General features: G+C 43.1%; 21 protein-coding genes. 1 reads left to right on the forward strand and 20 read right to left on the reverse strand.

All coding sequences use genetic code 11. From position 1 onward, the window contains the following. Nucleotides 1-14: 14 nt before the first annotated feature. The 6 genes from gndA to mce form a co-directional block, all read right to left on the reverse strand. Nucleotides 15-1427 (reverse strand): NADP-dependent phosphogluconate dehydrogenase, encoded by a 1413-nt coding sequence (gene gndA, locus J7E52_RS03810; RefSeq protein ID WP_214743779.1) that lies wholly within the window; start codon nt 1425-1427, stop codon nt 15-17. A 41-nt stretch (nt 1428-1468) separates the two neighbouring features. Next, entirely contained in the window at nt 1469-2743 is a 1275-nt protein-coding gene (locus tag J7E52_RS03815) for a DNA polymerase IV (protein WP_214743780.1), read from the reverse strand. Between the two features lie 139 nt (nt 2744-2882). Next, on the reverse strand, nt 2883-3041 hold the full coding sequence (locus J7E52_RS03820; RefSeq protein ID WP_214743781.1) for a hypothetical protein: 159 nt from the start codon (nt 3039-3041) through the stop codon (nt 2883-2885). Between the two features lie 92 nt (nt 3042-3133). Continuing rightward, entirely contained in the window at nt 3134-4255 is a 1122-nt protein-coding gene (locus tag J7E52_RS03825; RefSeq protein ID WP_137016155.1) for a tripeptidase T, read from the reverse strand. A gap of 232 nt (nt 4256-4487) precedes the next feature. Then, nucleotides 4488-6038, reverse strand: coding sequence for an acyl-CoA carboxylase subunit beta (locus tag J7E52_RS03830; protein ID WP_214743782.1), 1551 nt, complete (start codon nt 6036-6038; stop codon nt 4488-4490). Beyond that, a complete protein-coding gene (mce, locus tag J7E52_RS03835) occupies nt 6035-6460 on the reverse strand; it encodes a methylmalonyl-CoA epimerase (RefSeq protein WP_214743783.1) in 426 nt (141 codons plus the stop codon). Before mce ends, J7E52_RS03830 begins: the two co-directional genes overlap by 4 nt. A 166-nt stretch (nt 6461-6626) precedes the next feature. Here mce and prli42 point away from each other — a divergent pair, with 166 nt between their 5' ends. Further along, on the forward strand, nt 6627-6722 hold the full coding sequence (gene prli42 / locus J7E52_RS03840; RefSeq protein WP_155726463.1) for a stressosome-associated protein Prli42: 96 nt from the start codon (nt 6627-6629) through the stop codon (nt 6720-6722). 40 nt (nt 6723-6762) lie between these two features. Here prli42 and J7E52_RS03845 read toward each other — a convergent pair whose 3' ends face one another. The 14 genes from J7E52_RS03845 to lpdA form a co-directional block, all read right to left on the reverse strand. Further along, complete coding sequence (locus tag J7E52_RS03845; protein WP_214743784.1) at nt 6763-7278, reverse strand: L,D-transpeptidase; 516 nt, start codon at nt 7276-7278, stop codon at nt 6763-6765. A gap of 30 nt (nt 7279-7308) precedes the next feature. Continuing rightward, a complete protein-coding gene (locus J7E52_RS03850) occupies nt 7309-8298 on the reverse strand; it encodes an aromatic acid exporter family protein (protein ID WP_214743785.1) in 990 nt (329 codons plus the stop codon). Nucleotides 8299-8489: 191 nt separating this feature from the next. Beyond that, the gene (locus J7E52_RS03855; RefSeq protein ID WP_214743786.1) at nt 8490-9212 is read right to left on the reverse strand and encodes an amino acid ABC transporter ATP-binding protein; all 723 of its coding nucleotides are present in this window, start codon (nt 9210-9212) and stop codon (nt 8490-8492) included. Then, nucleotides 9205-9864 carry an amino acid ABC transporter permease gene (locus J7E52_RS03860; RefSeq protein ID WP_214743787.1) on the reverse strand — a complete coding sequence of 220 codons (660 nt, stop codon included), beginning with the start codon at nt 9862-9864 and terminating at the stop codon, nt 9205-9207. The genes J7E52_RS03855 and J7E52_RS03860 overlap by 8 nt, the downstream gene beginning before the upstream one ends. A 117-nt stretch (nt 9865-9981) precedes the next feature. After that, nucleotides 9982-10785 carry a transporter substrate-binding domain-containing protein gene (locus J7E52_RS03865; protein ID WP_214744108.1) on the reverse strand — a complete coding sequence of 268 codons (804 nt, stop codon included), beginning with the start codon at nt 10783-10785 and terminating at the stop codon, nt 9982-9984. 221 nt (nt 10786-11006) lie between these two features. Continuing rightward, nucleotides 11007-11378 carry a hypothetical protein gene (locus J7E52_RS03870; protein ID WP_214743788.1) on the reverse strand — a complete coding sequence of 124 codons (372 nt, stop codon included), beginning with the start codon at nt 11376-11378 and terminating at the stop codon, nt 11007-11009. A gap of 46 nt (nt 11379-11424) precedes the next feature. Continuing rightward, nucleotides 11425-11862: a BrxA/BrxB family bacilliredoxin gene (locus tag J7E52_RS03875; RefSeq protein ID WP_214743789.1), complete on the reverse strand. Its 438-nt coding sequence runs from the start codon at nt 11860-11862 to the stop codon at nt 11425-11427. A gap of 210 nt (nt 11863-12072) precedes the next feature. After that, nucleotides 12073-13200 (reverse strand): methylmalonyl Co-A mutase-associated GTPase MeaB, encoded by a 1128-nt coding sequence (gene meaB / locus J7E52_RS03880; protein ID WP_214743790.1) that lies wholly within the window; start codon nt 13198-13200, stop codon nt 12073-12075. Beyond that, nucleotides 13200-15392 carry a methylmalonyl-CoA mutase gene (gene scpA / locus J7E52_RS03885; protein WP_214743791.1) on the reverse strand — a complete coding sequence of 731 codons (2193 nt, stop codon included), beginning with the start codon at nt 15390-15392 and terminating at the stop codon, nt 13200-13202. Before scpA ends, meaB begins: the two co-directional genes overlap by 1 nt. 1 nt (nt 15393) lies before the next feature. Continuing rightward, nucleotides 15394-17271 (reverse strand): methylmalonyl-CoA mutase family protein, encoded by a 1878-nt coding sequence (locus J7E52_RS03890; RefSeq protein ID WP_214743792.1) that lies wholly within the window; start codon nt 17269-17271, stop codon nt 15394-15396. Between the two features lie 675 nt (nt 17272-17946). Beyond that, on the reverse strand, nt 17947-19233 hold the full coding sequence (locus J7E52_RS03895) for a dihydrolipoamide acetyltransferase family protein (RefSeq protein ID WP_214743793.1): 1287 nt from the start codon (nt 19231-19233) through the stop codon (nt 17947-17949). A gap of 26 nt (nt 19234-19259) precedes the next feature. After that, nucleotides 19260-20243, reverse strand: a complete 984-nt coding sequence (locus J7E52_RS03900; protein ID WP_214743794.1) for an alpha-ketoacid dehydrogenase subunit beta — start codon at nt 20241-20243, stop codon at nt 19260-19262. Between the two features lie 12 nt (nt 20244-20255). Next, entirely contained in the window at nt 20256-21251 is a 996-nt protein-coding gene (locus J7E52_RS03905) for a thiamine pyrophosphate-dependent dehydrogenase E1 component subunit alpha (RefSeq protein WP_214744109.1), read from the reverse strand. A gap of 25 nt (nt 21252-21276) precedes the next feature. Further along, complete coding sequence (gene lpdA, locus J7E52_RS03910; RefSeq protein WP_214743795.1) at nt 21277-22698, reverse strand: dihydrolipoyl dehydrogenase; 1422 nt, start codon at nt 22696-22698, stop codon at nt 21277-21279. Nucleotides 22699-22752 lie beyond the last annotated feature (54 nt).

Below are 22752 nucleotides of genomic sequence, written 5' to 3' on the forward strand. Positions count from 1 at the left end.
CCGGCTTGAACTTTTTATTTTTCCATCCATTCGGTATGGAACGTTCCTTCTTTATCAATGCGTTGATACGTATGAGCTCCAAAATAGTCACGCTGAGCTTGAATCAGGTTAGCTGGCAGCGTTTCTGTACGATAGCTATCGAAATAGGCAAGTGCTGATGACAAGCATGGAACCGGGATTCCGTTCATCACAGCAGTTGATACTACCTCCCGCAAAGCTCCTTGATAGCTTTCGACGATTCCTTGGAAGTAAGGATCTAGAAGAAGGTTGTTCAAGTTCGCTTCACGATCGTACGCTTCTTTGATTTTTTGGAGGAATTGTGCACGAATGATACAGCCGCCACGGAAAATCATCGCGATTTCCCCATATTGCAAGTTCCAGTCATTTTCTTCTGATGCTGCTTTCATTTGTGCAAATCCTTGTGCATATGAACAGATTTTGCTCATATACAGTGCTTTACGGATACTTTCAATCAAAGCCTTTTTGTCGCCTGTAAATGATTCGGCTTTTGGCCCGCGAAGGATTTTACTCGCTTCAACACGCTCGTCCTTGATCGCTGAAATAAACCGGGCGAATACGGATTCCGTAATGATTGGAAGCGGAACACCAAGATCAAGCGCACTTTGACTTGTCCATTTCCCAGTACCTTTTTGGCCAGCCTTATCTAAAATGACATCGACCATCGGCTTGCCGGTTTCTTCATCATATTTTTTGAAAATATCAGCAGTAATTTCAATTAAATAGCTATCAAGCTCCCCTTCATTCCATTCAGAAAAGACTTCATGGAATTCTTCAGCAGATAATCCAAGGAGATTTTTCAGAAGGAAATAAGATTCGGAAATCAATTGCATGTCCCCGTACTCAATACCATTATGTACCATTTTCACATAATGACCTGCCCCATTCGGTCCGATATACGTGCAGCAAGCATCACCATCGACCTTAGCTGAAATGTCCTTCAAGATCGGTGCAACCAGTTCATATGCTTCTTTTTGACCTCCAGGCATGATGGATGGACCTGTTAGAGCTCCTTCTTCCCCTCCTGACACGCCTGTACCGATGAAATGGATGCCCAGCTTGCTTAATTCCTCATTGCGGCGCTGAGTGTCCTTAAAGAAGGTATTCCCTCCATCAATAACGATATCACCTTTTTCAAGCAATGGTTTTAATTGCTCGATTGTTGCATCCGTTGCCGCTCCGGCTTTAACCATCAATAAAATTTTGCGTGGTGTTTCCAAAGAATTGACGAATTCTTCAAGCGTATAAGCGGCTGTTACGTTTTTGCCTTCCGCTTCCTTCATCATTTCGTCCGTTTTTGATCCTGAGCGATTATATACGGAAATTGAATATCCCCTGCTTTCAATATTAAATGCAAGGTTCTTGCCCATTACGGCTAGTCCGATAACGCCAATCTGCTGTTTTGTCATGATTCATCTTCCCTTCTCTATATCTTTACACAGCTTGTAAGCTATTCTTTGTCAACAGAAGAATCATTCCTCCTGGATTGCTCAAAGAAATCTTTACTGAAGCTAGTGTCTGTTCCAATTGAACGGTTTTTCAAGGGTAATCCCTTTTTAATAATATTTTCTCCGTACTTATTTTGCAAGTGTTCCATCGCTTCATACAGAGGTTCTTTTTCTGCATCCTCTTGAAAGGAGAAAATATCCAGTTGCTTGAAGGCCGACTCTTTTTCGATGACATCATAGGCAGTGACACCAAGAAGCCTGATTCCTTCCCCATTCCAATTTTTCATGAAGAGATCGATAGCTCCATCCAAAATATCCTTTTTTTCAAAAACCGGATTAGGAACCGTTCTGCTTCTCGTTATAGTGCGGCGGTCTTTGTAACGGATCGTCACACCTATTTTTTGACCAAGCAGGCGTTTATTTCTCAAGCGGACGGCTACCTTCCCGGAAAGCTTTTCCAATACACCAATAAGTTCTTTTTGATTGGCGGAGTCATGCGGAAGAGTTGTCGAGTTCCCAATGCTCTTATGCTCAAAAATCGCTTCGGGATCCACTACCCTTGGGTCGATTCCATTAGCCCTATCTTTCAAACGGATGCCATTGATCCCAAGAAGCTGTTTAAGTTGACTATCATTGGCGTGTGCAAGGTCCCTGATCGTCATTATCCCGATCGTTTGAAGCTTTTCCGAGGTCTTATCCCCGATGCCGTGCATATCGCCCACTTGTAAAGGCCAGAGCTTTTCGGAAATGTCCCGTTTCCTTAACACGGTGATTCCCATTGGCTTCTTCATATCAGAAGCCGTTTTGGCCAAAAATTTATTAGGAGCGATCCCGATGCTGCAAGGGAGATCCATCGTATTAAAAATTCTTTCCTGAATGCTATTGGCTATATCTAAAGGCGAACCCAATTCGGCGCATTCACTAATATCCAGATACCCCTCATCTATCGAAACCGGTTCAACCATCTCTGTATATTGCCTCAAAACATCAAAAATAGCCAGTGATGCCTTTCGATAGCGCTCGAAATTCGGTTTCTGAATGACTAATTGAGGACATAGCTTTTTCGCCTGCCAAATCGGCATGGTCGTTTTAACCCCGAACTTCCTCGCCTCATAGCTGCAGGTGACGATAATGCCCCTTCTCTCTTCAACATTGCCTGCAATGGCAAGCGGTTTGCCTTTCAATGAAACATCATATGACATTTCCACTGAAGCATAGAAACTATTCATGTCTACATGGAGAATGACCCTGCCATTTTTGGGATACATGTCCTTCATGTTTGACCGTCACATCCTTGTAAAAATAAAAAACACCGGATAATAGGGACAATAAAAAACCACTTCTATTAAGGTACCCCTATTTATCTTTGGTAACCTAGGTGAAAGATGCTCCACTCCAAGAAAAACAGCCATCATGTCATTGATGACTGTATTCCTTCAATACTTTGACTTTCCAAATATATACGAATTTTTGCTGATCAATGTCGTAATCAAACGGCAACACCGATTGCTTAATAAGACACCATTCAAGGGTATATTGGTAAAAATCAAGAATTTCATGGGTTTCAATCGGCAAGGCATATTCCTCATCCCTCGCAAGAAACGCGACCACCTTTTTCGATTTACTCAGAAAACTCTCCTACATCTCCCTATCATATTACGGGTGATTTATTCCCCTGATACCTCTTTGATGATAGTGATGACCATTTCAGCCAGCTTCGTTAATTCCTCAACTGGAATTCTTTCATTCGTAGTATGGATATCTTCGTAGCCCACTGCGAGATTGACAGTAGGGATGCCAAAGCCTGCAATGACATTCGCATCGCTTCCTCCGCCGCTTTTAACCAGCTCGCATGGACGGCCGATTTTCTCTGCTGCCTTTCTTGCGATTTCGACTACATGATCACCAGCACCATATTTAAAACCAGGATACATGACGTTGACTTCAACTTCAGCACGTCCGCCCATTTCAATGGCTGCAGTCTCGAATGCCTCTTTCATTTTCGCTACCTGTATTTCCATTTTTTCTGGAATCAAGGATCTTGCTTCTGCAAGGATTTCCACATGGTCACAAACAATATTGGTTTGCTGTCCACCCTGGAAACGTCCGATATTGGCTGTCGTTTCCTCGTCGATTCTGCCTAATGGCATTCTAGAGATTGCTTTGGCAGCGATCGTAATGGCGGAAACACCTTTCTCAGGAGCGACACCAGCATGAGCAGTCTTGCCTAAAATGGTTGCAGACACTTTCGCCTGAGTAGGTGCAGCAACAACCACATTGCCCACTTTTCCATCACTATCAAGTGCAAAACCGAATTTAGCCGTTACAAGGGAGCGATCCAATGCCTTTGCACCAACCAAGCCAGATTCTTCACCGACTGTTATGATGAATTCGATTGTTCCATGTTCGATATTCTGTTCTTTCAACACTTTAAGCGTTTCTAACATGACCGCTAATCCAGCTTTGTCATCCGCCCCTAAAATGGTCGTTCCGTCTGACACTATGTATCCATCTTTGATGGAAGGCTTGATTCCGTTCCCAGGAACAACTGTATCCATATGGGAGGTGAAATAAATGGTATCTACGCCTTCTTTCATTCCTTTTAAAGTACATACTAAATTCCCTGCACCATGACCGGTAACTGCTGTTGTATCATCTTCAAAAACTTCTACACCCAGTGCCCCGAATTTTTCTTTCAGCACTTTGGCGATGGCTGCTTCATTTTTCGTTTCGGAATCAATCTGCACCAATTCCATAAATTCATTAACTAAACGTTCTTCATTAATCATAAAATAAAACCTCCAAAAAAGTTTTCCTCTTTAATTATACTTCTAAAAGCCGCGCCCCGGCAAATAATGTGAAAGGAAGACCCCAGCCTGAAAAAGCGTGCTGGTCATTTCCCTGCCAAAAGGTCGTGTTGAAAAGGTGAATGATGACTTATAAATGGTTTTCTTTAAAATGATATCTTCCCAGTATGGAAAAGAGCCCAAAACAGATAGTTTGGGCTCCTTGCAATGTTGATCACAACGGGATATTTCCGTGTTTTTTCCATGGTCGAGTTTCTTTTTTGTTACGTAGCATTTCAAGAGACTGAATGATCTTAATCCTGGTTTCACGGGGATCAATAACATCATCCACCATTCCAAGACTTGCGGCAACATATGGATTGGCGAACTTCTCACGGTATTCTTCAATTTTAGCTGCACGTGTCGCTTCCGGATCTTCGCTATTTTGAATTTCACGGGCAAAAATGATATTTGCCGCCCCGGCAGAACCCATTACCGCGATTTCAGCATTCGGCCATGCAAACGTAAGATCCGCACCGATGGATTTACTATTAAGAGCCACGTAAGCTCCTCCGTATGCTTTACGCAGGATGATCGTCAATTTTGGTACTGTCGCTTCCGAGTAAGCATATAGCAGCTTTGCACCGTGGCGAATGATCCCGCCATGTTCTTGTTTAACGCCTGGGAAAAACCCTGAAACGTCTTCAAACGTAATGAGCGGAATGTTAAACGAGTCACAGAAACGAATAAAACGGGCAGCCTTATCTGATGAATCAATATCAAGTCCCCCTGCCAACACCTTTGGCTGGTTACAGACAAGCCCTACTGATTTCCCTTTGATTCGCGCCAAGCCGACCACTATGTTTTTCGCAAACCCCTCTTGAACTTCCATAAAGGAATCCTCATCGACAACCTGCTCCAATACCTTCCGGACATCATATGGACGGATGCCTTCATAAGGGACTACATCCGTTAAGTCCGGACGGTAGTCATCTCCATCGTCCGCTTCCATAACCGGCGGCTTCTCTTCATTATTTTGCGGAAGATAGCTCAGGAGACGTCTAACGTCCGCCAATACTTGCTCCTCGGATGCTCCCTTGAAATGGGCATTACCGCTTATTGTATTATGTACAGCCGCTCCGCCCAATCCTTCGGATGAAATCTTTTCACCTGTAACCGTTTCAATGACTTTAGGACCCGTTATGAACATTTGGCTCGTTTTTTCAACCATGAAGACAAAGTCGGTTATGGCCGGGGAATATACGGCTCCGCCTGCACAAGGTCCCATAATAACCGAAATCTGAGGAATGACCCCTGAATAAATCGAATTCCGGTAAAATATTTGGCCATATCCGTCAAGCGAAACCACGCCTTCTTGAATACGCGCCCCACCAGAATCGTTCAAACCAATGAAAGGGGCTCCATTTTCCGCAGCCAAATCCATAACATTGGCAATTTTCAGAGCATGCATTTCACCAAGTGCTCCGCCAAAAACAGTAAAATCCTGTGAAAACAGATAAATGTCACGGCCGTTGACCTTTCCGTAACCGGTGACAACCCCTTCTCCCGGCCCTTCTTCCTTTTCCATGCCAAAATTGGTATTACGGTGTTTGATAAAAGGATTAAGCTCTATGAAAGTACCCGGATCAACTAAAAGTTCAATTCTTTCCCTTGCAGTAAGTTTGCCCTTTTCATGCTGCTTATCGATTCTTTCTTCACCGCCGCCCATTTCCACTTTGCGGCGTCTGTCATATAGGTCATTGATCGTATCATATATGTCTGTCATTCCTGCTCCTCCTTTGATAATGCTTGTTCACATAGCTCATATAATACACCCGCGGTTGACTTGGGATGAACGAAAGCAACATCCGCATTGTGCGCTCCCTTTCTTGATGAATCATCGATCATGCGCAATCCAGATTCTTTGATTTCTTTTATTCTATCTTCGATGTCATCGACGCCAAGTGCCACATGATGAATCCCTTCACCGCGTTTTCCGATGAACTTGGCGATTGGGCTTGAAGGTGACAACGCTTCCAACAACTCCAAACGGGTATTGCCTGCCAGGATGAAGGCCACTCTTACTCCTTGGCTCTCCACTGTCTCGATTCCTTCAAGCTTCAATTTCAATGTTTCCGTGTAAAGCGGCAAGGCATCATCCAGTGACTTGACGGCAATACCGATATGATCGATATTTTTAATCATCATAAAAACCTCCATGCTATGTATTATGGATGACTCCATTAAAATACTACTAATCTTGCATTAAAGCCTTTTAAGATTCGGAATAATATGAACATTATACTTTTACTTGTTTCTACTAAATGTTCAAGTTAAAATAAAATCAATTATACTGTTTTAAGGGAGAGGGCATATGGGAAACAAGAAAATCAGAAAGATCGTCGTGTATTTAATGCTTATCTCAATGTTATTAACAAGCTTATTATCAGGTATCGCATTTCTTTTGTAATAGACACTGTAATGGGGAGGGAAGCCAAGCTTCCCTCTCTTTATTTTATCGCTCCATTTTTCTTTGCCAACGTTCTGAAATCCTCGTTCGATATGGTGATCAACACCTTAGTGCCGATGGGGGCTTTTTCGTACAAACGCTCTACATCGGATTTATGCATCCGTACACAGCCATTTGATATGTATTTACCCATTGATGATGGCTGATTCGTACCATGAATGCCATAAATCCTCCCATCGGTATTTCGTGCATCGAATCCAATCCACCGCGACCCCAGAGGATTCCTGGGATCGCCTCCAGGAATATTCTTTTTCCGGTAATATGGATTGACCGCTTTTACTTTGACCGTGAAAATCCCTTCAGGTGTCAGTTCCTGACTCTTTCCCGTACCGACCGGCAGAATCTCCTTGACCTCGTTATCATCAACGAAAGCCAATTTATTGTTGGCTTTATTGATGATGATAAACGGATCGCCAGGCTTAACCGATTGAGGTTGGGCTTGTACCTGCAGCGGCGACAAAGATAGCATAAGCAACAAAGAAAGGATCCATTTCATCTGTATCAATTCCTTTACTTTTTGCTTAGTTTAAGCCAAGTGCCTCTTTTTCATTCGGTTGCTGGTCAGCTTGGGCAATCCCTTGAAAGAATGCTTCAACAATAAATAGCGCTCCATTTCCTTCATGAGCTGCAGTAATGCGGCCCTGGATTCGAACTCTTCCCGTGTCTGCGGCAGTGCCATTCCCCTAAAATGAATCTCCATTTCTTCAAGCTTTTTCAGATAAAGAATGGCCGTATTTTGTGGGTGGACGTTTTCTGCCAAATCTTCTATAAAATCAGCCACTATCCCGCTTTGCTTGACGACCAACGGAATATTCGTGACTAGGGGAAGAATTCGTTCAATTATTTCAAACTGCTTCTCACGCATTTTGAAATAGTGGTAATACAGGTCTTCTTCCCTTAAAAAATGATTTTCCACGTCCCTGAACGCAAGGCTTTTGGCCTGATTAAGAAGATTGGCTGTTTCGGTGATTTCCTTACCATCCCATGTGTGATCATTATCCCTTAAGTAGCGGACAATCCCCATCAAGATCGCACTAAAGTTCGTTTCGATACTTTCCTGATAGGCCAGCAGTTTGTCATCGACACTGGGCATGTACAGATTCATGACAAGCGCCACTCCAACACCAACTGCAATTAATATCGTTTCATTGATCAGCAGGGAAAAAGTGATGTCACCCGCCCCATATAGGTGCATGATGATGACGCTGCTCGTCACGATCCCATCATTAATCTTCAAGGCAACTGTCGTTGGAATGAAAATCAAGAGGATCAAACCTATTACCAGCGGGTGGAATGCGATGAACTGAAACAATAGGGATGCATAGGCCATTGCGATCAAACAAGCTAAAAACCGGTGCCAGGAGGCATACACCGACTTCTTTTTCGTAACTTGAATGCATAAGATCGCAATGATTCCCGCAGCTGAGAAATATTCGAGATTAAGCATTTGTGCAATAATAATTGCCAGGGTGGCCCCCAAAGCAGTTTTAATCGTCCTGTATCCGATTTTAAACATTGTTATGTATCACCTGGCTCTTTCTCCATCTATTATAATACTATCAGGAAATCAGATATTTTCACAGTCCTTTGCGAGTTAAATTTCCAATTTTTCTAAATACATACACGCAAATATACATTATAGGAAAAAAATAAAAAAGGTAACCTAAACGTTACCTTTTTTCACAATTATATACTATTTGCTTTAGCTTATAAAACTTTTTCCAAGAAGTCTTTTGCACGCTGGCTTTTCGGATTGGAAAAGAATTGTTCCGGAGCACTTTCCTCAACGAGCAGACCCCCGTCCAGGAATAGTACTCGATCGGCCACTTCTTTGGCAAATCCCATTTCATGCGTTACGATCAGCATGGTCATCCCCGTATGTGCCAGTGACTTCATAACCTCGAGCACCTCTTTTACCATCTCAGGATCAAGCGCTGAAGTCGGCTCATCGAAAAGCATTACTTCCGGGTTCATTGCCAATGCCCGTGCAATAGCGACCCTTTGTTTTTGCCCGCCTGACAGACGATTCGGAAAAGTTGATTCTTTATCGGCCAAACCGACTTTAGTCAAGAGCTCACGAGCTTGTTTTACAGCCTCGGCCTTTGATAACTTTTTCACCTTCATAGGTGCATATATCAGATTCTCCAATACGGTTTTATGTGGAAATAAATGAAAATGCTGAAATACCATTCCGACATTTTCACGCACTTTCATGATATTGGTCTTTTTTTCAGTGATGATTTGATCTTTAAACCTGATTTGACCATCAGTTGGAGTTTCAAGCATATTGATGCAGCGCAAGAAAGTTGATTTTCCCGACCCGGATGGACCGATGATCGCCAATACTTCACCTTGCCCTATCTCGGTGCTTATTCCTTTTAATACCTCGAGCTTACCATAATTTTTTTTGAGTCCATCAATTTTAATCACTGCGTCTCATTCTCCTTTCAATCACTTTGCCTAAGATGGTGAGAACCATGACCATTACATAATAAATGAGACCGGCAAATAATATCGGCTCGAAGAATTTATATGTCTCACCGCCGACAATATAAGAACGGCGCATGATATCCCCTAATCCAATAATCGTGACGACGGCTGATTCCTTCGTTAAGGAAATCAATTCGTTCACAAGGGATGGCAGGATATTCTTGATGGCCTGCGGAAGGATAATATTAAGCATCATTCCTGAATAAGGAACCCCAAGTGCAAGTGCAGCCTCTCGTTGGCCTTTATCGACCGCTAAAATGCCTCCCCTGATAATTTCAGAGATGTATGCCGCTGAATTTAGCCCGAATGCTAAAAATGCTGCTTGGAACGCTTCGATTTGAATCCCTAATATTTGTGGTGAACCAAAATAAATCAGCATTAATTGCAGCACTAAAGGGGTACCGCGAAAAATGGATGTATAAAAGTCAGCAATCCAATTTAAGGGCTTGATTCTGCTGATTTTAAGTATAGATAATAATATTCCCAAAACAAATCCGATTACTGCCGCTACCGCTACAACCTTTAATGTAGTCGGTATCCCCTCCAGGATATATGGAAGGGAAGGCATAATCCTTTCAAATTCCAGATTCACTCCATTCATCCTCTCTTATGAAGGCCGTTATCGGGCCTTTCTCCTGCTTCATTTTATTAACAATAAAGCGCGGAAAAACGTTCAGAAGGCATTCTGAACGCTTTTCATCTCTCTGTTTTATTCAGTTTCACTGCCACCGAACCATTTTAATATTAATTTTTCCATTTCACCATTTTCCATCATTTTTTTCAACTCGGCATTGAATTCTTCAGTTAACTTGCTTCCTTTTTGGAAAGCGATTGCCGAACCGGCATCTTGATCACCGGATTCGATCAAATGGCCCACCAATTCTTTATTATCTTTCAAGTAGCCTTTTGCCACAGTATCTTCCATGATCACGGCGTCAAATCGTCCTGTTGACATTTCTTGAACAACCTCAGGAATACGATTCCGTTTTTCAACTTTCATCCCGATATCTTGGGATTTATTCAAGTCATTTGCCAAAGTCTCCTGAATGGATGCAAGCTGTACGCCTACCGTTTTCCCTTTTAAATCTTCAACAGTTTTGATTTTACTGTCCTTTGTCGTGATGATCATGTTTTTAGCTGTATAGTAAATATCACTGAAATCGACTGATTGCTCACGTTTTTCTGTTGGAGTCATTCCAGAGATAACGAAATCGACCGATTTATTTTCCAGAGCAGGCACAAGACTATTAAAGTCAATGTCCTTCACTTGAACCTCATAACCTAATTTTTTTCCGATTGCTTTAGCGATATCGATGTCAAATCCCTTGATTTCATCACTTTTAGATGTTTCAACAAATTCAAATGGCGGATAATCCGCAGATGTTCCCATTACCAGGACCTTTTTGTCTTCTGTACCAGCTGTGTCCTTATCTTCTTTCCCGGATGTACCGCATGCTGCTAAAATACCTACTAATAAAACAGAAGTAAGCAACAATGCTAACTGCTTTTTCAACTTCATTATTATTCCTCCAAAATGATATTTTCAATTCTCTTGTTATTAAATTTGGTTTGGTTTAGGTAAAATTTGAATAACTAATATTCATACACTAATGTGTATTTTAACACACTCTAATAATTATTCAATAACGTAAATAATAGATTCATTTTTCAGAATATTGATATAATTTTTTTCTTGATTCGCGCTTTTTCATCAAAGGGAAAATATCGGCTTCCTTATCTATCTTCTTTCCTAAATGCCCCTGACTTATGCAAAATCATGAATAAAAAAAACCCGACGAATGGGCGGGTTTCAGACTGTAGACAAACTCGAAGAAAAGCGAGTATGCATACGGTTTTTTCTAAAAAAATATTCCTGTTGATTTCAGAAATCCGCTCCCTTTCCGCCGACTGTCTGCCAAGCCTCATCAAAGCAAGCGTCTGTGAGGTCTTGGCTAGCCAGTTATTCGGCAGGAGTGTTGCAAATTTCTTCAATCCAATGAGAATTTCATTCCCTATAAAAAAGTAAACATTCATGAAGGATAACCCAGTCTTCTTTTTATAATCATGGTTCGGGATGAGAACATTCCGAACCTCCTTTGTCGTCAAACTAAAACCCGCCAATTGGGCGGGTTTTTTAGGTTATCGCTAAGGCTTACACTTCTTCGCAATATTGATCGAAGTAGTTCTGTAATTTTTCTACTACAGACATCGGGTGGTGCCCTTCAATTTCATGGCGCTCTATCATCGTGATGATTTTTCCATCCTTCAGCAATGCAAATGATGGAGATGACGGCGGATATCCTTCGAAATAATCACGGGCTTTCTCCGTCGCCTCTTTATCTTGTCCAGCAAAAACGGTTACTAGCTGATCTGGGCGTTTGTCATTATGGATTGCATGTGCCGCTGCAGGTCTAGCTATTCCACCGGCGCAGCCACAAACGGAGTTGACCATAACAAGTGTCGTTCCTTTTTGTGCAAATACTTCCTCTACTTCCTCGGGAGTAGTCAATTCTGTATATCCAGCAGTCTTTATCTCATCGCGAGCCTGTTTGACTACGTCGTTCATTAAAAAATTAAAATCCATATTCATGGCATGTGCTCCTTCCAAGTTTTCTCTTCCATCCTATCATAACAATTGCCACTTCTTGATTCAATAAATTTACCTGTTAAAACTGCATAAACCATTTCCGAACATGTTTAAAACGAAAGGTAAGCGGGAATCATGTGTGTAACAACAAGACTTTCAAAAGGATGGGGCATGCGCAGGAGACAATCCACGCATGCCCCATCCCATTTCTTTTTAATTTGACTTAAATGTATCGGTAAAAGATTGAAAGGCCTGCTTAACAGCAGCAGTGACCGTTTTATTTCCTGACATCACTTGATTCTCCAGTATCGGGAGAAGACTCTTGACCGCTTCATTTTTATAAAACATCGTTTTAAGCTGGTGATCCATCAATGAATAAAGCCATTCCTTAGATTGCATTCTTCTCCGTTCTTGAAAAACACCCGATTCCTTGGTCATATCGGAAAATTCATTCAAAACATCCCAAAGCTCAGGAATTCCTTTACCGGTTATCGCGGAACAAGTATATGCCTTTCCTGCCCATCCCTTTGTTGCTGGTTGAAGGAAGTGCAAGATTCTGCTATATTCGGACTTCGTCCTAATCGCCAGCGGAATGTTCTCTCCGTCGGCTTTATTGACCACAATCCCATCCACAAGTTCCAGAATCCCTTTTTTCATCCCCTGTAATTCATCTCCGGCACCTGTAAGGACAAGGAGCATGAAGAAGTCGACCATGCTTCGAACTATAGCTTCACTCTGCCCGACACCGACAGTTTCAATCAGTATCACATCAAATCCTGCCGCTTCACAAAGCAACATCGTTTCCCTTGTTTTGCGGTGAACTCCTCCTAGAGTGCCTTCAGATGGTGAGGGTCTTATGAAGGCATGCGGGTTTCTTGCGAGCTCCTCCATCCTTGTCTTATCGCCTAGTATACTTCCGCCATTGATCGAAGAGCTTGGATCGACGGCTAGAACGGCAACCTTATGGCCCCTGTCACACAAGTAGGTTCCGAACGTCTCGATGAAGGTACTTTTTCCGGCACCGGGCACCCCGGAAATCCCGATGCGAATCGAGTTTCCTGTATGAGGAAGAATGGCATGCAATAATTCCTGTGCATGATCCAAGTGGTGGGATGCATTGCTTTCAACCAATGTAATCCCTTTAGCTAACTTGGCCCTGTCCCCTTTTATGATCCCCTCCTTAAGTTCATGAACCGGTATGTTTACATTATGTTTTTTGACGAATTTGCTTTTTGAAGGTTTGTTTTGGCTGGCTTCTAATTCTACACCTGGCTTTAATGAAGAAGCAAAACCTTCCTGATTGTTATGATCGACCCATTCGGGCTTCTTGTCTTCACTCATTATTGAGCCACTTCCTCATATCCGAGGCGATTGTATATTTCCTGAAGCACTTTCTTTGCTGCCTGTGGTATGACCGTACCAGGTCCAAAAATGGCTGTAGCGCCATTTTCCATTAGGTAACCATAGTCCTGTGCAGGGATGACGCCGCCTACGATCACTATAATGTCCTCACGTCCCAAGTTCTTCAGTTCTGTCATAAGCTGCGGCAACAATGTTTTATGGCCGGCAGCAAGCGAACTCATCCCGACTACATGCACATCATTTTCCACGGCCTGGATGGCGGTTTCTTTCGGTGTTTGGAATAATGGACCGATATCGACATCATAGCCTAAATCCGCAAATCCCGTTCCTACTACTTTAGCTCCGCGGTCATGACCGTCCTGACCCATTTTTGCCATTAACAAACGCGGTCTTCTTCCTTCATTTTCGAGGAACTCCTCCGTCATGCGGACGACTTCCTCAATCTCCGCTTCTTTTGAGTATGCCGAGCTGTATACGCCGCTGATAGAACGGATCGTTGCTTTGTGACGTCCAGCCACCTCTTCGATCGCATCGGAAATTTCACCTAATGAAGCCCGTACTCTTGCAGCTTGCACAGCCAGTTCAAGAAGGTTACCTTCGCCAGTTTTGGCAGCCATGGATAGCGCTTGAAGAGCTTCATCCACCTTTGCCTGATCACGTTTCGTTTTTAATTCGCTCAAACGCTTAAGCTGACTTTCGCGAACTGCTGTATTATCAATCTCCAGTATTTCAATCGGATCTTCTTTTTTCAAACGATATTTATTGACGCCCACGATCGTTTCATCTTGAGAATCGATTTTTGCCTGACGCTTTGCAGCCGCTTCCTCGATCCTCATTTTTGGAAGTCCGGTTTCTATTGCCTTCGCCATTCCGCCAAGACCTTCGATTTCTTCTATGTGAGCCCAAGCCCGTTCGATCAATTCATTTGTGAGTGATTCTACATAGTATGAACCCGCCCAAGGATCGATTACTTTTGTGATCCCCGTTTCCTCCTGCAGATATAGCTGTGTGTTACGTGCGATGCGTGCCGAGAAATCCGTCGGCAGGGCAATGGCCTCATCCAATGCGTTCGTATGCAGGGACTGTGTATGCCCAAGTGCAGCTGCATGCGCTTCAATAAGGGTCCTTGCGACATTGTTAAACGGATCCTGCTCGGAGAGGCTCCATCCGGAGGTTTGGGAATGAGTTCTCAATGCCATCGCTTTATTATTTTTCGGTTCGAATTGTTTCATCAGTTTTGACCAAATGAAACGAGCCGCCCTCATTTTCGCCACTTCCATGAAATAGTTCATTCCTACAGCCCAGAAGAATGACAGGCGCGGTGCGAATTTATCGATATCAATACCTGCTTTCATTCCGGTACGTGCATACTCAAGCCCATCCGCCAACGTATAGGCAAGTTCGATATCAGCCGGCGCCCCCGCTTCTTGCAGATGATAACCGGAAATGGAAATGGAATTGAATTTGGGCATATATTTGGATGTATACTCGAATATATCAGCTATGATTTTCATGGACATTTCAGGTGGGTAGATATACGTATTCCGAACCATGTATTCCTTTAAGATGTCATTTTGAATCGTGCCTGAAAGCTTATCCTGTGTTACCCCTTGTTCTTCAGCTGTCACGATATAAAATGCAAGAATGGGTAATACAGCACCGTTCATCGTCATGGACACGGACATCTGATCAAGCGGAATACCGTCGAAGAGGATTTTCATGTCAAGAATGGAATCAATGGCAACTCCCGCCTTCCCCACATCACCGACAACACGTGGATGATCGGAGTCATAACCGCGGTGTGTAGCTAAATCAAAGGCAACTGAGAGCCCTTTTTGCCCCATTGCCAGGTTACGTCTGTAAAATGCATTGGATTCCTCAGCAGTCGAAAAACCTGCATACTGACGAACCGTCCAAGGACGATTGACATACATCGAAGGATAAGGCCCTCTTGTAAAAGGAGCGATGCCTGGCACACTTTCCATATGCTCCAAGTCACGATTGTCTTCCTCAACATAAAGCGGTTTGATTTTTATTTGTTCATTGGTTTCAAACAAAAGATCCTCAATGTTTTTCCCAACGGCTTTTTCGGCGTCCTTTTTCCATGCTTCCACCGTGCCTTTAATCTCAGACTTAGCAGGATTTATAGCAGAAAAATTCGGTTTTTTCATTTCAGTTCACCCCCAGCTTCTGCAATAATTCCGATAAAATGGCTATTGCATTCGTTTTGACATGGATAAAATCTTTGACTCCGGCTTCACTTAGTGTAATCTCCAATTCTTCTTGCTGCTTGCCGGCACTATAAATAATGATTTCAGGGAACTGCTTTTTAATTTCTTTAATGGTGATCGGCGCTAATTCCGAATAGTCACCATCACTACCGCAGACACAATAGATCGGAAGCTTGGTCGCAGCTACATAATCGACTGCTTCCTCAACGGTTTGACACCCCTTACTGCCGATTGTTTCAATACCACCTGCTGCAGCAAGACTTGTAACGAAATCTGCACGAGGTTTATAGGATTTAAGATTTTTCAAATTAATCAAACCAATAGTTGGGGCCGTTCCACTTATTTCTTTATACTTTTCACTGCGTAGTCTTATTTGTTCGAACTGAATGGATACCCGATCCCTGGCAAGCGGGGTAATGCCAACCGGCTTTTCGACTTTCATATATGACACATGGTTATCCTGTGCCGGGGTTTTAATCTTATCAGCTGGATTCGGATAAACATTCGTTCCGATGATACTTTCTTTTCTGAAAGCCGCATTTTGAACTCTTCCTTGGTAAACTTCAGCTATTTCTTTCTGTAGGGTGCCTTGTTTAATTATCTCTAAAATCCCTCCGGCTGCATCGATTTCAAGGAATTTCGCCCAAGCCTTTTCAGCCAATTCATCCGTTAATTGCTCAACATACCATGAACCGCCAGCAGGATCGACCACTGTTGTGATATTTGTTTCTTCTTTTAAAATCAAGTGAATGTTACGGGCAATTCTTTCTGAAAAATCATCGGTTTCACCAGTTGCATGTGTAAATGGATGAATTTGAAGATATTGAATGCCTCCAATAGCTGCAGCGAAAGCTTGGTTTGTGGTCCGAAGAATATTGACGTGCTGATCATATAGCGTTTCTGTCAACTCGGAAGTAACGGCATGTATCGCCATTTTAAAATGGTCCGATGCTGTATCGAAAGCTTCTGCAAGTCCAGCCCAAAGCCTCCTGGCAGCCCTAAGTTTAGCGATGGACATGAAGTAATTGGAATCCACAGCAAAAGAGAATACTATTTTTTCGGAAACCGAAGCAATAGAAAGCCCTTGTTTTTTCCCTTCCAATAGATATTGGACGGCTGCCGATAATCCGTACGCGATTTCTTGTACGGCATTAGCTCCTCCATTATGATAGACTGCCGTATTAATCAAAACTGTCTTTAAATCCCTGCCCACCTTCTGATAATCTTGGATTGTCTTCAGCCAGTCAGCAAAATAGCCATCCGTATCTTCTGGCAGCTGACCGCAAATGAGCCATTCTGCAATGGGATCTTCAGCAATAACGCCTGTCAATTGGGTATTTTGCGCTTCGGCAACAGCTTTGAATTGCGGGAGCAATCCTTTTTGTTTCCCCTTAAGGTCAATGAAAACCGGGATTTCTTTTAATGGGAGATCCTTAAACAGTTTTTCAGCCCTTGCTCCCTCGGCAAGCAATGGTGCAGGGTATGCCACGACATTTTGACCGCGCTTGAATGAAGCCTTCATCTTTTCATTTGCTTCTTCAGCCGTGATACCGCTTACAGGTTGAACGACAAGCCAAGGTTTTTCATGATAACCCGTTGGTGACGTTCCTCGGGTGAATGGGAAGAACCCTGGCAATTCAGCTACTTTTTCAGTTGAATCCGCCTTTTCTGTATAGAGAGGATACAAAGTGATGCCCTCATATGTATTCGTTTTTAATTTTTCTACACTTTTCCCTTTTAAACTTGCTTCCGCAGCCTCTTTCCACTCTTCAAAAGAAGGCTTAGGAAAGGTTATGTTTTTTACATCTTTCAGTTCCATCTGTAATCGCTTTCTTATCGTCTGCCGCCCTATACGCTCTGTCCTTTCATTGGGAGAACGAACGCTCAGTCAGTTTTGGATAAGAAAACCACCCTCCCGTCAATTTGATCTGGATTATACTAACATTCTACCATATTTTTCTTAAAATTTAAGACAATAGAAATTAGTAAATCTTTTATGAGGGAAACACTAGCCTATTTCCCCTCTTCAAGTACAGCCCCTGATCTGTATTAGAACAGCTCTTAATAAAATAATAGCAAAAATAAAATTTTTGTCGATGTTTTTCTACGGAAAGGAGGAATGACAGGGTTAAACGACTTCGGCATACTTCATCTTTGACTAAATCAAAAATGAAAGGGAAATCGATAGCTGCTAGACTAAATGATGTTCAGGAACCACCTTCATCACCTTAGATATGGTTTCTATCAAAATTTTTAAAACAAAGGTGATTGGAACTAGGTGTGCAAGACTCCTGCTTCGAATAGCGCGTCCAAGGGGAGACACCACAGGTGCAAAGAGAGCCGCGGGCGGACCGCCCGCGGAAATCGAGTGCCTGGAGTTCCAAATAACGTTCAAATTGTAACAATCCTAAAAAAAAACTGTAGGCAGACTCGATATTCATCGATTTTGCCTACAGTCTGAAGGATTAAGCTTCAGGCCTTCCTTTTCATCATTTTAGTATATGGAAGTGTTATCTTTGGAAATCTTTTCGATGATTTCTTTAACCCTCGCGAGGAATCGTCCGCATACCAGTCCGTCCAAAACACGATGATCAAGTGATAAACAGAGATTCACCATATCTCGTACTGCAATCATGTCATTTATGACCACTGGGCGTTTTACAATCGTTTCAACTTGTAAAATGGCCGCCTGTGGATGATTGATGATTCCCATGGACTGGACAGATCCGAATGAGCCAGTGTTATTAACAGTGAACGTACCACCTTGCATATCTTCTGCTCTTAACTTACCAGCCTTCACTTTGGATGCGAGTTCCTGTATCTCCCTCGCTATACCTTTGATTGATTTTTCATCTGCATTTTTAATGACCGGTACAAATAAGGCATCTTCAGTTGCAACGGCTATTGATATATTGATTTCTTTCTTTTGAATGATTTTTTCGCCTGCCCACATCGAATTGAGCTCTGGAAATTCCGTAAGGGCTTGAGCAACCGCTTTTACGAAAAAGGCAAAGTACGTTAAATTATAGCCTTCTTTTTGTTTAAAGTCGGATTTTAGATTATCACGCAACTTCACCATATTGCTTGCGTCAACTTCCACCATCGTCCAAGCATGCGGAATTTCGTGCTTACTTTTCAACATATTGGACGCAATTGCCTTACGGATTCCGGTAACAGGTAGTTCTTTGTCACCAGCAGCAGTCGGCACGTTTGTTACTGGACTCGTTTGACGACTAACTTGAGGGGCGATCTCTTCAGGAGCCGAATCGGATATCACGGAAGGCTCATCCGCCTTAGGAAGATCACCTGATTCAACAAGTTTGAGTAAATCTTTACGGGTGATCCGTCCCTCATTCCCCGTTCCCTTAACTTTTGAAAGATCGATTCCATGCTCCTGGGAAAGTTTTAACACGGCTGGTGAATAGCGAGCTTTCCTAGATGGTTCGGCCGCTTGCTGCACATCTCTAGTAACAGGTGCATCAACATTTTCCTCACTATGAGAAACAGCATGTCCAGCATTATCGTTATCCGTCTTTGCCGCTTCAACTTCAATCGAGCAAATGACTTCCCCGACTGCCAATGTTTGATTCTCATCCGCTTTCAATTCCTTGATGATGCCGGTAAAGGAAGAAGGAACCTCAGCATTTACTTTATCCGTCATCACTTCAGCTAGCGGGTCGTATTTCGTGACATGATCCCCAGGCTTCACTAGCCATTTACTGATGGTTCCCTCTGTGACACTTTCGCCTAGTTGAGGCATCTTCATTAATTCCATAGCCATAATTCGTTCCTCCTTCTTAACAGTCATTAATACTCGGCCAATTCCCTCATTACTTTTTCCACTTTATCAGGATTCACCATAAATTGTTTTTCCATCGTAGGCGCATATGGCATGGCTGGTACATCAGGTCCTGCCAATCGTTTTACAGGGGCATCCAAGTCAAAAAGGCAATGCTCGGCAATGATGGCTGCGACCTCACTCATGATGCTTCCTTCTTTATTATCTTCCGTAACCAGTAATACTTTCCCCGTTTTAGAAGCTGCTTCTATGATAGCATCTTTATCCAAAGGGTAGACGGTACGCAAGTCCAGAACATGTGTAGAAATTCCATCTGCAGCTAATTTTTCCGCTGCCTGAAGGGCAAAATGCACACAAAGGCCATAGGAGATGACAGTGATGTCTTCCCCTTCCCTTTTCACATCTGCCTTACCGATGGGAAGTACATAATCTTCAGTAGGTACCTCACCCTTGATCAAACGGTACGCGCGTTTATGTTCAAAGAAAAGCACTGGGTCTTCGTCGCGAATGGCAGCTTTAAGCAAACCCTTTACATCATAAGGAGTGGAAGGCATCACTATTTTCAAGCCCGGTTGATTGGCAAAGATTGCTTCAACCGATTGTGAATGATAAAGAGCTCCATGAATCCCTCCTCCATATGGAGCACGGATTACCATAGGACAGCTCCAGTCATTATTAGAACGATATCTAATTTTGGCTGCCTCTGAAACGATTTGGTTAATGGCAGGCATGATGAAATCAGCGAATTGCATCTCAGCTATCGGCCGAAGCCCATACATGGCGGCTCCAATTCCCACTCCTGCAATTGCAGATTCAGCGAGCGGGGTATCGATGACCCTGGCTTCACCGAATTGGTCGTATAAACCATTAGTGGCTTTAAAGACCCCACCTTTTTTTCCTACATCCTCACCCAATACGAATACACGGGAATCACGTTCCATCTCTTCCCTCATTGCCATTGTCACGGCATCTATATAAGAAATCACTGGCATTCTATTACCCCCTTACTTTTGTGCATACACATGATTCATAGCACTTTCAGCCTTCGGATATGGAGCATTTTCAGCATAATCGGTTGCTTCGTTGACTATCTTCATGACTTCATCATTCATTTGTTTCTCAAGGTCATCATCCATGATTCCCACTTCTTTTAAATACGCTCCAAATGTCATTATGGAATCCTTCGTTTTGGCTTCAGCCACTTCATCCGCCGTCCGATAGCTTCGGTCATCATCATCACTTGAATGAGGTGTGAGCCTGTATGAAACGGTTTCTACCAGTGTAGGGCCTTCTCCCCTTCGTGCACGGTCAGCCGCTTCTTTCACCGCTGCATACACCTCCAATGGATCATTGCCATCCACCGTTATTCCAGGCATCCCATAGCCAATCGCCCTGTCGGAAACATTTTCACACGATAGCTGTTTCTCAATAGGAACGGAAATCGCATATTTATTATTTTCACACATGAAAATGACCGGTAGCTTATGTACACCTGCAAAGTTAGCACCTTCATGAAAATCGCCCTGATTTGATGAACCTTCCCCAAACGTTACGAATGTAACCAAATCCTTACCTTCCATCTTCCCTGCAAGGGCAATTCCAACAGCATGCGGGACCTGTGTCGTAACAGGTGATGAACCAGTGACGATCCTATTTTTCTTTTGACCGAAATGACCAGGCATTTGGCGTCCGCCGGAATTGGGATCTTCCTCTTTGGCGAAACCGGAAAGCATCAAGTCTTTTGCGGTCATTCCGAAGGTAAGTACCACACCTACATCCCGATAATAAGGCAGTACATAATCCTTTTCCCGATCAAGCGCAAACGCTGCCCCAACCTGTGCAGCTTCTTGCCCCTGGCATGAAATCACGAAGGGAATTTTCCCGGATCGGTTTAAAAGCCACATGCGCTCATCAATTCTGCGGGACAAAAGCATTGTCCGGTACATATCTAAAACCGTTTCCTCATTTAAGCCTAATTGTTCATGACGTTTTTCTACCATCATAAAACCTCCTGACCTTATTCTTTTATGAATGAATGGCACGTCCATCGACAGCAAGGGCCGCCTCTCCGATTGCTTCAGAAAGACTTGGGTGCGGATGAATTGTCTTGCCTATCTCCCAAGGTGTCGCATCAAGCACTTTTGCAAGTCCCGCTTCCGAAATCATATCCGTAACATGTGGTCCGATCATATGAACGCCCAGTATATCATCCGATTTCTTATCGGCGATGATTTTGACAAAGCCATCCGCTTCCCCGAAAACAAGGGCCTTACCAACTGCACGGAATGGGAATTTCCCAATTTTAAGGTCATAGCCTTCCTTGTTTGCCTGTTCTTCCGTCAAACCGACACTTGCAGCTTCAGGGCTTGAATACACACATTTTGAAATGAGCGAATAATCCAGCCGTTCCGGTTTTTGGCCTGCGATATGTTCAACGGCCGTAATACCTTCATGGGAGGCAACATGAGCCAATTGCAGACCGCCGATACAATCACCGATCGCATAGATATGTGATTCCTTCGTTTGGAAGAAATCATTGGTTTCAATAAAACCTTTTTCTTTCACAATTTCCGTATTTTCAAGGCCGATCCCTTCAACATTTGCTGATCTGCCTACGGAAACCAGCATTTTTTCAGCTGTGAATTCCTCTACCGAACCTTTTACTTCTGCAGAAATGGATACTGAAACATCCGTTTTCATGGTTTCAGGCAATACCTTGGCACCTGTAACGATTTTGACGCCTTTCTTCGTTAAAAGACGAAGCATTTCACTGGAAATATCATGGTCCTCAGTCGGGATGATTCTATCTGCATATTCGAGTACAGTCACTTCCACGCCAAAATCATTCAGCATCGAAGCCCATTCAATTCCTATAACTCCACCGCCTACAATAATCATTGATTTTGGCAGGCTCTCAAGCATTAGAGCTTCATCCGATGTAAGCACCAATTCCCCATCAATCGCTAAACCCGGCAGTGTCTTCGGACGCGAACCGGTTGCAATGATGACATTCTGAGGAATTAGCATTTCATTTTCACTGCCATTATTCATTTCCACGGAAATTGTCCCAGGCATCGGTGAAAATATAGAAGGACCCAGTATACGCCCTAACCCTTCATAAACCGTTATCTTTCCTTGTTTCATCAAGTGCTGAACACCTTTATAGAGTTGATCGACCACTTTATTCTTTCTTTCCTGCACCTTAAGGAAATCCACCTTTACATCTCCGGTAACAATACCGAATTCCTCACTTTTCACCGCAGTCTGATAAACTTCCGCACTCCTTAAAAGTGCTTTCGAAGGGATACAGCCTTTATGTAGACACGTTCCGCCGAGTTTGCCTTTCTCCACGACAGCCGTTTTCAATCCTAATTGAGCAGCCCTTATTGCCGCCACATACCCGCCTGTTCCTCCTCCGAGGATAACGAGGTCAAATTCTTCAGCCAAAACCACTCCTCCTCACAAATACATACTATTGTCACCATTTTTACTTGCCCTATG

The organism is Bacillus sp. ISL-34, from assembly GCF_018613325.1.
Lineage (GTDB): Bacteria > Bacillota > Bacilli > Bacillales > DSM-1321 > Peribacillus.

What these genes read in the sequence shown, in the direction of transcription:
- scpA (WP_214743791.1), bottom strand. Translation starts at nt 15,392, where the DNA reads ATGAAAAAACCGAATTTTTCTGCTATAAATCCTGCTAAGTCTGAGATT.
- J7E52_RS03815 (WP_214743780.1), bottom strand. Translation starts at nt 2,743, where the DNA reads ATGAAGGACATGTATCCCAAAAATGGCAGGGTCATTCTCCATGTAGAC.
- meaB (WP_214743790.1), bottom strand. Translation starts at nt 13,200, where the DNA reads ATGAGTGAAGACAAGAAGCCCGAATGGGTCGATCATAACAATCAGGAA.
- J7E52_RS03905 (WP_214744109.1), bottom strand. Translation starts at nt 21,251, where the DNA reads ATGGTAGAAAAACGTCATGAACAATTAGGCTTAAATGAGGAAACGGTT.
- gndA (WP_214743779.1), bottom strand. Translation starts at nt 1,427, where the DNA reads ATGACAAAACAGCAGATTGGCGTTATCGGACTAGCCGTAATGGGCAAG.
- J7E52_RS03850 (WP_214743785.1), bottom strand. Translation starts at nt 8,298, where the DNA reads ATGTTTAAAATCGGATACAGGACGATTAAAACTGCTTTGGGGGCCACC.
- mce (WP_214743783.1), bottom strand. Translation starts at nt 6,460, where the DNA reads ATGATGATTAAAAATATCGATCATATCGGTATTGCCGTCAAGTCACTG.
- J7E52_RS03900 (WP_214743794.1), bottom strand. Translation starts at nt 20,243, where the DNA reads ATGCCAGTGATTTCTTATATAGATGCCGTGACAATGGCAATGAGGGAA.
- J7E52_RS03895 (WP_214743793.1), bottom strand. Translation starts at nt 19,233, where the DNA reads ATGGCTATGGAATTAATGAAGATGCCTCAACTAGGCGAAAGTGTCACA.
- J7E52_RS03845 (WP_214743784.1), bottom strand. Translation starts at nt 7,278, where the DNA reads ATGAAATGGATCCTTTCTTTGTTGCTTATGCTATCTTTGTCGCCGCTG.
- prli42 (WP_155726463.1), top strand. Translation starts at nt 6,627, where the DNA reads ATGGGAAACAAGAAAATCAGAAAGATCGTCGTGTATTTAATGCTTATC.
- J7E52_RS03875 (WP_214743789.1), bottom strand. Translation starts at nt 11,862, where the DNA reads ATGAATATGGATTTTAATTTTTTAATGAACGACGTAGTCAAACAGGCT.
- J7E52_RS03830 (WP_214743782.1), bottom strand. Translation starts at nt 6,038, where the DNA reads ATGACAGACATATATGATACGATCAATGACCTATATGACAGACGCCGC.
- J7E52_RS03890 (WP_214743792.1), bottom strand. Translation starts at nt 17,271, where the DNA reads ATGGAACTGAAAGATGTAAAAAACATAACCTTTCCTAAGCCTTCTTTT.
- J7E52_RS03825 (WP_137016155.1), bottom strand. Translation starts at nt 4,255, where the DNA reads ATGATTAATGAAGAACGTTTAGTTAATGAATTTATGGAATTGGTGCAG.